This is a genomic window from Lysobacter sp. Soil_C_59 (genome assembly GCF_057656415.1).
Genome location: NZ_JBDGKK010000002.1, coordinates 586,262 through 599,722, shown reverse-complemented (window position 1 = coordinate 599,722; position 13,461 = coordinate 586,262). Strand labels below are relative to the sequence as shown.

At 68.4% G+C, this 13,461-nt stretch carries 8 protein-coding genes; 1 reads left to right on the top strand and 7 read right to left on the bottom strand.

The genetic code is table 11. From position 1 onward, the window contains the following. Nucleotides 1–67: 67 nt before the first annotated feature. Nucleotides 68–973 carry an AEC family transporter gene (locus AC3A3Q_RS06155; RefSeq protein ID WP_487585382.1) on the bottom strand — a complete coding sequence of 302 codons (906 nt, stop codon included), beginning with the start codon at nucleotides 971–973 and terminating at the stop codon, nucleotides 68–70. 127 nt (nucleotides 974–1,100) lie between these two features. On the opposite strand from AC3A3Q_RS06155, the gene AC3A3Q_RS06150 reads away from it, so the two are divergent. Next, nucleotides 1,101–2,588 (top strand): AAA family ATPase, encoded by a 1,488-nt coding sequence (locus tag AC3A3Q_RS06150; protein ID WP_487585381.1) that lies wholly within the window; start codon nucleotides 1,101–1,103, stop codon nucleotides 2,586–2,588. Nucleotides 2,589–2,615: 27 nt separating this feature from the next. On the opposite strand, the gene AC3A3Q_RS06145 is transcribed toward AC3A3Q_RS06150, so the two are convergent. The 6 genes from AC3A3Q_RS06145 to AC3A3Q_RS06120 form a co-directional block, all read right to left on the bottom strand. Then, nucleotides 2,616–4,256 carry a putative 2OG-Fe(II) oxygenase gene (locus AC3A3Q_RS06145; RefSeq protein WP_487585380.1) on the bottom strand — a complete coding sequence of 547 codons (1,641 nt, stop codon included), beginning with the start codon at nucleotides 4,254–4,256 and terminating at the stop codon, nucleotides 2,616–2,618. Nucleotide 4,257: 1 nt separating this feature from the next. Further along, nucleotides 4,258–5,970 (bottom strand): gamma-glutamyltransferase, encoded by a 1,713-nt coding sequence (gene ggt, locus AC3A3Q_RS06140; RefSeq protein ID WP_487585379.1) that lies wholly within the window; start codon nucleotides 5,968–5,970, stop codon nucleotides 4,258–4,260. Between the two features lie 230 nt (nucleotides 5,971–6,200). Continuing rightward, a complete protein-coding gene (locus AC3A3Q_RS06135; RefSeq protein ID WP_487585378.1) occupies nucleotides 6,201–6,809 on the bottom strand; it encodes a tetratricopeptide repeat protein in 609 nt (202 codons plus the stop codon). Nucleotides 6,810–6,961: 152 nt separating this feature from the next. Then, nucleotides 6,962–9,310, bottom strand: coding sequence for a family 20 glycosylhydrolase (locus AC3A3Q_RS06130; protein WP_487585377.1), 2,349 nt, complete (start codon nucleotides 9,308–9,310; stop codon nucleotides 6,962–6,964). Between the two features lie 119 nt (nucleotides 9,311–9,429). Then, nucleotides 9,430–12,198 (bottom strand): TonB-dependent receptor, encoded by a 2,769-nt coding sequence (locus tag AC3A3Q_RS06125; RefSeq protein ID WP_487585376.1) that lies wholly within the window; start codon nucleotides 12,196–12,198, stop codon nucleotides 9,430–9,432. 139 nt (nucleotides 12,199–12,337) lie between these two features. Beyond that, complete coding sequence (locus AC3A3Q_RS06120; protein ID WP_487585375.1) at nucleotides 12,338–13,348, bottom strand: glucokinase; 1,011 nt, start codon at nucleotides 13,346–13,348, stop codon at nucleotides 12,338–12,340. Nucleotides 13,349–13,461: the final 113 nt, after the last annotated feature.

Here is a 13,461-nt window from a genome sequence, read left to right as displayed (position 1 = left end):
CCGGCAACGCACGCCAGCGCGATTGCAGCTGCAACCCATCCCGAACGGTTCGATTGGCCCGGCATCCTCAGGTTCCCCATTGCGCCCACAACGGCAGCGTCAGCAGCGACAGGAGGACACCGTAACCGACCATCGCCGCGGCCAGGCGCGGCGCCAGCCCGTGGCCGATGGCGAGCGCGCCGGCGGTAACCATCGGCGGCATCGCCGACTCGAGCACGGTGGCGCGCGCCATTTCTCCCTGCAGCCCGAGCAGCGGCACCAGCAGCGCCGCCAGTGCCGGCATCAGCGCCAGCTTGAGCACCAGCCCCGCGGCCAGCGGCTTGAGCTCGTCGCGCGGCAGGGTCAGCCGCACCGACAGTCCTATCGTCAGCATCGCCAGCGGCAACAGCGCTTCGGACAGCCGTTGCAGGCCGCCTTCGATCCAGCCCGGCGGATGCTCGGGCATGACGGTGAAGCCGACCAGCAGCGCCCACAGCGGCGGGAACTTCAACACCCGCAGCGCCATGTCGCGAGCTGTGGGCGCGTGTTCGCCGCCGTAGTGCGCCAGCACCCACAGGCCGAAGGTCGACAGCATCAGGAACACGCCGAACTGGTCGTAGACCACCGCGTACGGCAGCGCGTGTTCGCCGATCAGCGCGCGCGTCAGCGGATAGCCGAGGAAGCTGGTATTGCCCAGGGCGACGGTGAGCAGCAGCACGGCATGCTCGTCACGGCGCAGCCGGAGCCATCGCGACATCAGGCCCACCACCAGCACGGTGGCACCGAGCAGCAGCCACGGCACCGCGGCAACCGCGAGCAGCGCCGGCTCCAGCTGCAGGCGCGGGGCGTAGCGCAGCACCGCAGCCGGCAGGCAGACGTACAGCACCACCAGGTTCAGGGTCCGCCCGGCATCGGCCGGCAACGCGCGCAGGCGCTGGAAGACATAGCCCAGCACCAGCATCGCCAGGATCAGGGCGAAGGCGTCGAAGGCCATGTTCGGGTCCGTGCGAGGGAACGGTCATGGTACTTCGGCGCTTCGCGGCGACGCTCGTGTCCGGAAATCCGCCAGTGCTGCCGCTATCATCAATCACCGACACGGAAGCCCCGGAAAGCCACACGCGATGAGCGAACTGCAGGACCTGACCGCGCTTATCCGCGCAAACACTCCCCTGATCGTCATCGAGACCCGCGACGAGGCGCGCGTGGTCGAACTGTTCCGGCAAGCACTGATGCAGGTGTGGCGCGCGCTGCACCGCTGGTCGATCACCGAGGGCCTGCGCCGGATCGACCTGGACAAGGAAGATCCGCCGGAAGTGGCGCCGGATGCCTCCACCACGCTGCATGCGATCCGCGATGCCACCCAGCGCGGCATCTATCTGTTGCTGGATATCCATCCCTACCTGGGCTACGCCAGCACCCAGCGCCTGCTGCGCGACATCATCCAGCGCCGCGACTGCCAGCCGCACGTGCTGGTGCTGGTCGGCCACAAGGTCGAACTGCCGCCGGAACTGGATGCGCTGGCCGTGCGCTTCACGCCGCGCCTGCCCGATGCCAATGCCCTGCTCAAGCTGGTGCGCGAGGAGGCCGAGGCCTATGCCCGGGAGCATGGCGGGCGCCGCGTCGAGGCCGACGCCGAGGCGGTGAAACAGATCGTGCGCAACCTGCGCGGCCTCGACCCGATCGATGCGCGCCGCATCACCCGCCACCTGCTCCACGACGACGGCGCGCTCGGCCCGGGCGACCTGCCGCAGCTGGCCAAGCTCAAGTTCGAGCTGCTCAACCGCAGCGGCCACCTGCACTACGAATACGACAGCGCGCGCATGGAAGAGGTCGCCGGTGCGCGCCGCTTCAAGCGCTGGATCGAGCAGCGTCGCGGCGTGTTCACCAGCGGCGAGGCGCCGCCCGGGCTCGACCCGCCCAAGGGCGTGCTGTTGCTGGGTGTGCAGGGTTGCGGCAAGTCGATGCTGGCCAAGGCCGTCGCCGCCGGTTTTGGCGTGCCACTGGTGCGACTGGACTTCGGCACGCTCTACGACAAGTTCCATGGCGAGACCGAGAAGAACCTGCGCGCGGCACTGTCCTCGGCCGAGCAGCTTGAGCCGTGCGTGCTGTGGATCGACGAAATCGAGAAGGGCCTGGCTGGCGACGGTGGCGACAGCGACGGTGGCGTCTCGCGCCGCGTGCTGGGCTACCTGTTGACCTGGATGGCCGAGCGCAAGTCGCGGGTGTTCCTGGTCGCCACGGCCAACCAGATCGACGCACTGCCGCCAGAGCTGCTGCGCAAGGGTCGTTTCGACGAGATCTTCTTCGTCGACCTGCCCGACGCGAGCGCGCGCGAGCAGCTGTTCGGCCTGCACCTGCGCCGGCGCGCGCTGGATCCGTCCAGCTTCGAGATGGCGTCGCTGGTCGCGGCCAGCGACGGCTTTTCCGGCGCCGAGATCGAGCAGGCCATCGTCGCCGCCCTGTACTCGGCGCATGCGGCGCAAGCGCCGCTGAACGACTTCACCCTGCGCGCCGAGCTCAAGCAGACCCGGCCGCTGTCGGTGCTGATGGCCGAGCAGGTGCAGTCGCTGCGCGAATGGGCTAACGGGCGGACGGTGCAGGCGGACTGACGCGCCGGTGATCGGACCAGGCCGCCCTCAGGTGGCGGCCAGGTCGAAGGAAATGCTGATGCGTTCGCCGCTGCCGGTGTACGGCAAGGTCCGATGGAACATGTAGGACGGGAACAGCAGCAGCGTCCCGGTGCGCGGACAGACCTGGCGCAGTGCAGCCTCTGGCCACTGCGGCAGGCTGGCGAAGGGACGGCCGAATTCGATCCAGCCGGCATGGCTGCGGTCATCGGCGCGGATCGCCGGCGGCAATTCCACGTAATAGGCGCCCGACAACCACGAGTCCTCGTGGATGTGGGTATCGATGTAGCCGCGTTCGGCGGCCTGGGTCGCCCAGACGTGCAGGCGGTAGTTGCCCGGCACGTTGCGCAGGAAGACATCGGCGTCGCCACCGGCCATGGCCGCCTGGGCGCGGCTGCGCTGCAGGAACGCATCGATGGCCGCGCGCAACCGCTCCTCGAAACCGACGATCGCGGAGGTGCGGTCGGCAAGCAGGTCGCCGCTGAGGTAGGCATTGCGCGCCGCCAGTCCGGCCGGTTCCCAGCGTTGCTGGCTGTGGCGGCGGATGTCGGCGGCGAGCGCGGCATGGAATGCCGCGTGATCGATATAGGCATCAGGCGGCAGCAGCTCGATCGCATGCACGTGCCGGTGCAGGCCAAGCCACCGCCCGGCGGCTTCGGCCTGGCCCTGCGCGGCCATCGCCACGCCCAGGTGGGCAATCGCGCGCTGGTCGTCGGGCTGCGCCTGCAACACCTGCGACAGGGCCTGGCTGGCAGCGTCGGGCTGCCCGTCCTGGAGCAGGGCGATGCCGTGCTGGCGCTGCAGGACCGGCGAGCGCACGCCGGCGGCGATCGCCTGGGCGTAGGTCGTCACGGCACCGGCGGTGTCGCCGTTGAGCAGAAGTTGCTCGCCCAGCGTATCGATGGTGTCGATGTCGCGCGGCGCCCGCTGCAGCGCCTGTCGCGCGTGCGCTTCCGCGCGCGCCGGCTCGCCGAGCTTGCGCAGAACGATGGCGGCGTTGCGGTGCGCCTCGGCCAATGACGGATCGAGCTGCAGCGCGCGCAGCGCGCAGCGCTGGCCTTCCTCCAGCGAGGGGCGGTCGAACAGGTTCGACAGCAGCGAAGCCAGGGCCTGGTGCGAGCTGGCGGCATCGGGATCCAGTCGCAGCGCATTGCGGGCAGCCGTGATCGCCGACGGGTATTGCTGCAACCGTCCGCGCGCTGCGGCGAGGTTGTTCCAGGCCTGGGTCCACTGCGGGTCGAGCCGGGTCGCGGCTTCGAAACCGGAGGCAGCGGCCGCGAAATCTCCGCACAGGAAAGCCGCCGTGCCGTAGCGGAATGCCGCGCGCGGTTCCTGCGGCAGGGCGCGCATGGCCGTTGCCAGCAACGGCAGCGCGGTGGCGCCGTCGCCGGACTGCAGCCACAACGTACCCAGGTCGAGGGCGGTACCGCCGTCGCCGGGACGCAGCGCCAGCGCGCGTTCGAGCGCGCCACGGCAGCGGCCGGTATCGCCCTGCGCCTGCAGAACCACGGCATACAGGCGCCACGCGTCGAACGACTCCGGCGCCCGCTGCAGGGCCGCTTCGCAATCGGCGCGGGCCGCGACCGGCTGGCCCTGTTGCAGCGCCGCCCAGGCGCGACGCAGCAGCGCCGTCACCTCGGGAGATTGCATGTCAGTAGCCTGCCGCCTGGCCGTCCTTGCGCGATTCGCTGGCGCCGACGTAGCCGCCGTTGGGATTGACCATGATGGCCTGGTAGCCGCCGTACGGGCCGTCGGCGAAACGCACCGAGTGACCCTTGCGCATCAGTGCACGCACGGTCTCGTAGGAATAGCCGGTTTCCAGGTCGAGCTCGCCGCCGTCGCTCATCACCGTCGCCTGCCCGGCCGGCTCGGTACTGCCGTCGTGCTGGATGCGCGGCGCGTCGCCGGCTTCCTGCAGGTTCATGCCGAAGTCGATCAGGTTGAGCAGGATCTGCACGTGGCCCTGGGGCTGCATCGCGCCGCCCATCACGCCGAAGCTGAGCCACGGCTTGCCGCCCTTGGTCACGAACGCCGGAATGATGGTGTGGAACGGACGCTTGCCCGGCTCGAACGAATTGGGGTGGCCTTCCTTGAGCACGAACTGCTCGCCGCGGTCCTGGAAGATGAAGCCCAGTCCCGGCGGTGCCATGCCGCTGCCCATGCCGCGGTAGTTGGACTGGATCAGCGACACCATCATGCCGTCGGCATCGGCCACGGTCATGTAGATGGTGTCGCCCTCGTCGAGTTCCTTCGGCGTGGCCGGCTGCACTTCCTTGAGCGCCTTGTCCATCGAGATCAGCTTGCGGCGCTGGGCGGCGTAGTCCTTGGAGATCAGCTTCTTCACCGTCGATCCGGCGGACGCCCCGACGAAAGCGGGATCGGCATACCAGCGCGCGCGATCGGCGAAGGCGAGCTTCTTGGCCTCGGCGAACAGGTGCACGTGCTCGGGGCTGCCGAAGCCATACGACTTCATGTCATAGGGCTCGAGCAGGTTGAGGATCTGCAGCGCCGCGATGCCCTGGCCGTTGGGCGGCAGCTCCCACACGTCGTAGCCACGGTAGTCGGTGCTGACCGGCTCGACCCATTCGCCCTGGTGCGAGGCCATGTCGTCGTAGCTGAGGAAGCCGCCGTTGGCCTTGAAATAGGCGTCGATGGTGCGGGCGATGTCGCCCTTGTAGAACGCATCGCGGCCGCCCTTGGCGATCTTCTCCAGGGTGTTGGCCAGGTTCGGGTTGCGCCACATCTCGCCGGTCTGCGGGCCACGCTTTCCGTCAACGGTGAACTGCTCGGTGAAGCCCGGGAACTTCGACAGCGTCGGCACGCTGCGGCCCCAGTAGTAGGCAATCACTTCGTGCACCGGGTGGCCTTCGCGGGCGTAGCGGATGACCGGCGCGAGGTCGTCGGCGATCGGCTTGCGGCCGAAGCGGCCGTGCAGCGCGAACCAGGCATCGACCGCGCCGGGCACCGTCACCGGCAGCGGGCCATGCGGAGGGATGTCGGTCAGGCCACGACGCTGGAACTCGGCCAGGGTCAGCGACTTGGGCGAACGGCCCGATCCGTTGTAGCCGTACAGCTTCTTCGTCCTGGGATCCCAGACGATCGCGAACAGGTCACCGCCGACGCCACTGCCGGTCGGCTCCATCAGTCCCAGCGCGGCATTGGCGGCGATCGCCGCATCGACCGCGCTGCCACCGTTCTTCATCACGTCCAGCGCGATCTGCGTGGCCAGCGGATGCGAGGTCGCGGCGATCGCATGCGGGGCGTAGACCTCGCTGCGCGTTGCGAAGGGCTTGCCGGTGATGCGGTCGGCGCACATGGCGGAAAGAGGGAGGCTCAGGAGGACAGCGGTGAACAGCAGACGCATGCCGGGTGATCCGCATGGGAAAAACGCATCCTAACGCGGGCCGCGGGGCTGGGTACCGTGCCGGTTTGCCCGTTCGCGGGCGATACGGGGCCGGATGGGGCGTCGCTTCCTTCGACTTCGCGGCTACGCCGCTAAGCTCCGGACGAACGGTCCCGGCAGGCACCGTTCGTCCTGAGCGTAGCGCAGCGAAGTCGAAGGAAGGCGATGACCCCGCGCGCGAGGTCAGGCCATCAAGGCCACGTCGGCGGGTTGGCGGCCCAGGCGGCCTGCACTTCGGCCAGCGTCGCGCGCTCGTCGTCGCGCCACTCCGGCAACAGGCGCGCGAACTGGCTCGCCGTGTTCCACTGCTGCGGCTCGGTGCGTACCGCCGCGGCATACCACTGCACGGCTTCGTCCTTGCGGCCCAGCGACCACAGCGCGATGGCGAACGTCGGCGGAATCCACGAGGCGGTTACGCTGCGCGCTTCCAGCAACGCGCGCCACTGCGCGAACGCCCCTTCGCTGTCGCCGGTGCGATACAGGTCCCAGCCGTAGTTCCAGACCACCGCTCGCCACATGCCGTCGCTGCGATCGATCTGCCGCAGCGCGCGTGCATAGAGCTGGCGACCAAGGTCGGCGCGGCCGGCGTCCATTGCCAGGTGCGCAAGTTGTGCGACCTCGGCCTTGGCGCGCGGGTTGCGCTCGACGGTCTTGGCGAGTTTTTCCATCGCCACGTCGCCGGTTTCGCGCACGGCGATCACCGGTTTGACGGTATTGGCATCGGCGGCGAAGTAGAACTCGGCCGGCTTGGGCAAGGTTTGCGCCGACACGGCGCCGGTGGCGGCCAACAAGGCCGTCATGAGTAGGCTGCGAGCAAGCATGTGTGGGGTCCCCTGTAACGGGCCAATCCTAACCTGCATTTGGCGCGCCGCGTCACGCTCGGCGCGTGCGGTCGCGCCGTTTGGCCGCCCCCCGGCAAGCCGGAGGGCAGCACTGGCAAAGCTGGCGGGCCTCAGGGCAGCAGCGCGACCTCGTCCACGACCCACATCGGGTTGTACTCGCCCGAGGCGAAGATGAAGCACAGGTCGTGCTTGCCGGTGGTGGCCGGGAGCGTCGCCTGCAGCGTGGTCAGCCCGTCGGACGTGCGCGCCGGGGCCAGCGGCAGCGTCGCCACCGGCTTGCCCTCGCAACCGTCCAGTCGCACTTCCAGGGCGCCGCCGGGGATCGTGGCCGGACGGGTGACCACCAGCTTGGCGTCGCGCCACAGCTGGAAGTTGTGCGGCAACTGACCAACCCGTACTTCCAGATGGGTCATGCCGTCGAGGTCGGCGTCGTCGTAGACCCAGCACGGGTCGAACACGTCGGCCAGCAGCAGGGCGCGTTCGCTGCCCTCGCCGGCGGCCGGCGCGTCGTCTTCCATGCGCAGCGCCAGGCCCTTCTTGCACGACTGCAGGGCATGGCTGCCGCGCGCGCGCAGGCTGCGCAGGTCGACGGCGAACTTGCGCGGCGCGGCCAGGGCGACGCCATCGGCGAAGACGTTGGCGGTGACGGTCGTCGGCAGGGCCACGGTCAGCGGCTGGCCGTACGCCGGCGACGACGCCGTCGGTTCGCTGCCGTCGGTGGTGTAGCGGATCTCACCGAACTGGCTCTGGTTCGACAGCGTCAGCGTGCCCTTTCCGTCGGCGGCCGGGGCCGCGACGAAGTGCACGGCAAAGGCGCTGTCGGAGGCCTGGAAGCCACTGGCGCGATAGCGCGCCATGTCCGGCACCATGCGCTGCAGGAAGTCCTGCCAGTCGCGGCGGTTGTCGGGCGTCCACACGTTCTCGGCCAATGCCGCCACGCGCGGGAACGACGCGCGCTGCATGCGCTCGTTGGTGCGCTGGTGCTCGGTCCACAGGTTGGCCTGCGCGCCGAGCACGTGCTTGGCCTGCTCCGGATTGAGCTGCGGCGGCACCACGTTGTAGCTGTAGTACTGCTTCAGCGCGAACACGTCGAGGCGACCCGGGTTCTCGTCCGGCAGGTCGCTCTGGAGATGGTCGAGGTAGAGGTCCGGCGCCGGTGCCAGCACCACGTCGTGACCGGCGCGCGCCGCTTCAATGGCACCGTCGGTGCCGCGCCACGACATCACGGTGGCGTCGGCCGGCGGACCGCCTTCGAGGATTTCGTCCCAGCCGATCAGGCGGCGGCCGTGGGTTTCGATGTAGTTGCCAAGGCGCCCCATGAACCAGCTCTGCAGCTGCATTTCATCCTTGAGCTTGAGTTCGCGGATCTTGGCCTGCACCGCGGCGGACTGCTGCCACTGGTCCTTGGCGGCCTCGTCGCCGCCGAGGTGGATGTACTTGCCCGGGAACAACGCCATCATCTCGTCGAGCACGTTCTCGAGGAAGGTGAAGGTGCCGTCTTCGGTGTTGAACAGCCAGGTGTGCACGCCCCAGTCGGGCGACACCGGCGGCGCCTTGCCGGTCACGCCGAGTTCGGGATACGCGGCGATGGCGGCCTGGGCGTGGCCGGGCAGGTCGAACTCCGGAACGATGGTGATGTGACGATCGGCGGCGTACTTCACCACCTCGCGGATCTGGTCCTGGGTGTAGAAGCCGCAGTAAGGCTTGGGTCCGCCCTTGGCATCGCGTCCGGCGGCACCGGCCGGGATGCGGCAGCCGCCCACTTCGGTCAGCTTCGGGTACTGCTTGATCTCGATGCGCCAGCCCTGGTCATCGGTGAGATGCCAGTGGAAGGTGTTGATCTTGTGCAGCGCCAGCTGGTCGAGCAGCGCCTTCACTTCGTCGACGGTGCGGAAGTGGCGGGCGACATCGAGCATCATGCCGCGCCACTGGAAGCGCGGCGCGTCTTCGATGTGCTGGGCATGGATGGCCGCGGTGCCCTGCGCGCCATCGGCGGTGGCCAGCTGCCACAGCGTGACCGCGCCGTAGAACAGGCCGGCCGGCGCACGGGCGGTGAGCTTCACGCCATTGGTGGTGACGTCTAGCGTGTAGGCCTCGTCGCTGGACAGCGGTGCCTTGGGATCGAGCTGGAAGGTGATCTTCGCGGCATCGGTGCCGACGGCAGGGGCAAAGCCGCGCGACTTCTGCAGGCGTGCGGCGAAATCATTGGCGATGCGGGTGGCTTCTGCGTTGCCGCCGACCACCGAGATGCGCACATCGGGATCGAGGACGAAGCGGCCCTGCCCCAGTTCCACCTTGGCCGGGCGCGGAATGACCGGCGTCGCTGCGGCGGAGGTGACGGGCTTGGCGCTGGTGGCGGTGGCCGGGCCTTCAGGCGCGTTCGCGTCGCGTTTGCAGGCCGACAACCCGATGACCATGGTCACGCCGGCTACTGCGGTCAGAACTGGATGCAGTTTCATCAATCCCTCTTCTCATCTGCGGGCGGCACGGATGCATGCGTGTCGCCGGTGACTGTCGCATAGCAAGCGGGCCCGGTGTGACCGGGCCCGCTCGTTGAAGCGATTCCCTCGCGGGAACCTTAGAACTTGAAGCGGAAGTTCAGGTAGTACTGGCGGCCGTTCTCGTAGACCGAGCGCGGGCGCTCCTTCGATTCGGCGTAGTACTTGGTCTTGGGGTTGTTGAGGTTCAGCGCGTCCAGGCTCAGCGAGTAGTTGTCGTTGATCTTCCAGCCGAACGACGCCGACACCGAGTCAACTTCGTCCTGCCAGAATGCCGAGGCGCGATCCAGGCCGCTGAAGAACTCCGAGCGGTAGGTGTAGTTCACGCGGGCGTTGAACGTCTGGTTTTCGAACCACAGGCCGACGTTGTAGGTGTTCTCGGACAGGCCGACCATCGGCTGACCGTCATCGGTGCTGCCTTCAGCGTAGGTGTAGTTGGCGAAGGCACCGAAGTTCTCGACGATCGGGCCTTCCCAGGCCAGCTCGACGCCGTTGACTTCGGCATTCGAATTGACCGGGACCGTGAGGTCGTAATCCACCATCGCGCCCGGGGCCGGATGCAGCTGGTCGATGGTGAGGTACTGCTGGCGGCTGCGGTCAAGCGAGACGTAGTTGCCGATGTCCATGCTGAACACACTGACCGACGCCAGCGCCTGATCGGCGTAGTACCACTCGAACGTGCCATCGAGGTTGTTCGAGGTGATCGGCGCCAGGTTCGGGTTGCCGCCCGAGCCGCTGCCCACGCCACCGACCACTGCCGGCGGGATCAGGCTGACCGAACCGGCCAGTGCCGAGAAGTCCGGACGGGTCAGCGTGCGCGATGCGGCGAAACGCAGCACCATCGTGTCGTTGAGATCGATCTTCAGGTTGCCGCTCGGCAGCCAGTCCTTGTACGTGTTTTCGGTCAGCACGGTCTTGTACGGGCCGAAGAGCGACGTGGTGATGGCAGCCGGATCGGTAGCGCTCGCGTTGACGTAGTTGGTGACCTTTTCTTCGGTCTCCACGTAACGCATGCCGACGTTGGCGGTCCAGTTGTCGCCGGAGAAGTTCAGCTGCAGGTAGGCCGCCGAGCTGCGCTCCTCGAGACCGTAGGCACCGGCGAAGAAGAAGCGGGCGGCCTTGTCGCGGTTGGTGAAGCGGTTGAACTCGGCCAGCTGCTCGGGCGTGTGGTACCAGATGTCACGCGGGAAGTTGCCGCTGATGCCGTTGGCGAAGTCGCCCGGATAGTTGCGGAAACCCTGCGGGAAGTTGGCGGCGTCGAACGGCGACTGCGAGCCCGGGGGGCACGACGGGTCGACCGCGCCGTTGACGAGGCAGGCCGGGCCCTGGGCGGTGACCTGGTCCAGGTTGCGTTCGTGCTTGGCGGTGCGCACACCGAACTCGAGCGAATCGAGCGGCGACTTGTTGTCGAGGAACCACTGGCCATCGATCTGGCCCCAGTCTTCCTCATCGACCACGTCGATGTCCTGGAAGCCGAAGATCCAGTCGAGCTTGTAGTCCACCAGCGGCGTGCCCGGCTGGGCCGTGTTGGCCGAACCCAGGTTCCAGTTGGCCGCGCCGACACCGTTGAGCTGCCAGCCACCACCCGTGCCCAGGCCCGTGTCCCATTCGGCCACGTCCTGCGTCGGGGTCTTGCCACGGCCTTCCGAGGTGCCGGCCTGTGCGCTGAAACGCAGGCTTTCGCTGACGTCCCAGCTGCCGTCCACGGCGAAGAACTCGGTGCTGGACTCGTCGCCCGGACGCGAGATCTCGTCGTAGATGCCGTACTGGCGGGTCGGGTCGGCGGTGAAGTTGGCCTGCACGAGCGTGTTGTCACGCACGATGTAGCCCGGATCCGGCGCCTGGCCTGCGCCCTGGCCAAGGATGCGCGCACCCCACACCAGGTAGTTGCGGTTGTAGTTGTGCGCTTCCAGGTCGGAGCGGAAGTACTTCGCGCCGAACTCGAGGGTGTCGGTCGGCTTGAACTGCGCGGCGATCATGCCGCCGGTGCGCTTGCGCTCCTGCTCGAACAGGGCCGAACCGATCGACGTCGGGTAGAAGACGCCTGCCAGGTCCGGGTTGCTCTGCGCGATCGCGGAACCCGCGGCGATCTGCTCGTAGCCGAGGACTTCCTGGCCGTCGCGGCGCAGGTGGCGCTCTTCGCTGAAGGCCTGCACGGTCAGGCCGAAGCTGCCGTCGTCGTTCTTCCAGTTGCCCAGCACCGAGATCTGCGGATCGATCTTGTCCGGCTGTTCGGCGTACACCGCGCCGACCGAACCGAAGATGCTGAAGCCATCTTCGAAGTTGAGCGGGTCGCGCGTCTGGATGTCGATGTTGCCGACGGCGCCGCCTTCGACCAGCTTGGCCTCGGACGACTTGCGCACGATGACCTTGTCGACCAGTTCGGCCGGCAGCAGCGAGTAGCTGACGCTGCGGCCCACGGTGCCGGTCTGGTTGAGCACGAACCAGTCGCCGGTGCCGATGTTGTGGCCGTCGATCAGGGTCTGGGTCAGGCTGGGGCTGGTGCCGCGCATGCTGACGCGGTCGTTCTCGTCGAAGGCACCTTCGTTGGCGCTCGCCGCGCTGATGGTGACGCCGGGGACGCGGGCCAGCGAGTCGGCCACGTTCTTGTCGGGCATCTTGCCGATGTCCTCGGCGGTGACCACTTCGACACGCGTCACTTCACCGCGCTTGGTTTCCAGCGATTGCTCGATGGCGCCGCGGATACCACGGACGACGACGGTGTCCAGGTCCTTGGCTTCCTGCGACGAGGCGGCGGCCGGTGCGGCCGTGTCCTGCGCCATGGCGGTGCCGGCAAAGCCGAGCGCCGCGACGATACTCACCGATAGCATTGACTTGCGAAGTTTCATTGCTCTCCCTCCCACGGGCTGTGTGCGACTCCGCGATGCCGATTCTTGCGTCGGCGTTACGGAGCCAGTTTTCTGGTCCGCGCCCGGCGTGTGCCGCGACGCGGTTCCGTTGTCCTGAAACTGCTGCTTCGTGCCTGGTTCATTCGCCTGCCTGCTGCGAGGCGTGCTCGAGATACCAGCTGGCCGCGCCGATGACGCCCAGGCGCTCGTTGTCGATCAGCCGCACCGGCACGCGCTCGAGCGCGGCGTGCATCACGCCCTTGTCGAGCAGGCGAGCATGGAACTGGCTCTGCGGCAGGAAGTCCTTCAGCCGCGGCAGGATGCCGCCGGCGATGAACACCGCCTTGGCGCTGCTGACGGTGATCAGGTCGCCGATCACGCTGCCCAGCAGGGCACAGAAGGTCATCACGGCCTCGCGTGCGGGCACGTCGCCCTGGCGGGCGGCTTCCGTGATCGCGGCCGGGGCGCGCAGGCTCGGCTCGATGCCGTCGATGGCGCAGATCGCCTCGTACAGGTGCACCAGGCCGGGGCCGGAGACGAATCGTTCGGTCGGCACGTGCGTCTGGCCGCGCTGGCGCGCCCAGTCGAGCATCGCCGCTTCGCGCGCGTTGCCCGGGGCAAACGCCGTGTGGCCGGCTTCGGTCGGCAGCACCACGGTGCCACCGCGATGCGGGATGCGGATTGCTGCGCCAAGACCCGTGCCCGGGCCCACCACCAGCACCGGGCCGGCGGCGGCGTCGCTGACGCCCGGGGTGAGCAGCAGCGAGTCGCCCGGATCCATGCACTGCGCGGCATGCGCGGCGGCCTGGAAGTCGTTGATGTACTGCAACTCGCTCAGGTGCAGCTCGCTGCGCAGCTGCGACAGCGAAATGCGCCATGGCAGGTTGGAATTGATGACCGCGTCGTCGAGGACGACGCCGGCGCTGGCGATGGCGACCCGGTCGATGCCGGCGCAGGCGCTGTTGCCGGCAATGAAGTCGGCCAGGATCGCGGCCAGGCTCGGGTAGTCGGCACACACGTACTTGCGGTGCGCCAGGACCACCACGTGCGATTCATCGGAACCACCGGCGCGGACCAGGCCGACGCGGGTGTGGGTGCCGCCGACGTCGGCGGCGATGAAGCGGGTGTCGGGATGCACGAGCGTAGGCACGGCGCTCACCCGCGGCCGGCGCGCATGGGCTGCGCGCTCACGAGAGGGCATGACTGGCTTGGCGTTTCCGTCGAATCCCACTGCATGTTCCCTCCGCTGGCGCCGGTTCCCCA

Excerpts from the sequence above, each read along its gene's own strand:
- AC3A3Q_RS06155 (WP_487585382.1), bottom strand. The coding sequence starts at position 973 with ATGGCCTTCGACGCCTTCGCCCTGATCCTGGCGATGCTGGTGCTGGGC.
- AC3A3Q_RS06125 (WP_487585376.1), bottom strand. The coding sequence starts at position 12,198 with ATGAAACTTCGCAAGTCAATGCTATCGGTGAGTATCGTCGCGGCGCTC.
- ggt (WP_487585379.1), bottom strand. The coding sequence starts at position 5,970 with ATGCGTCTGCTGTTCACCGCTGTCCTCCTGAGCCTCCCTCTTTCCGCC.
- AC3A3Q_RS06150 (WP_487585381.1), top strand. The coding sequence starts at position 1,101 with ATGAGCGAACTGCAGGACCTGACCGCGCTTATCCGCGCAAACACTCCC.
- AC3A3Q_RS06135 (WP_487585378.1), bottom strand. The coding sequence starts at position 6,809 with ATGACGGCCTTGTTGGCCGCCACCGGCGCCGTGTCGGCGCAAACCTTG.
- AC3A3Q_RS06130 (WP_487585377.1), bottom strand. The coding sequence starts at position 9,310 with ATGAAACTGCATCCAGTTCTGACCGCAGTAGCCGGCGTGACCATGGTC.
- AC3A3Q_RS06145 (WP_487585380.1), bottom strand. The coding sequence starts at position 4,256 with ATGCAATCTCCCGAGGTGACGGCGCTGCTGCGTCGCGCCTGGGCGGCG.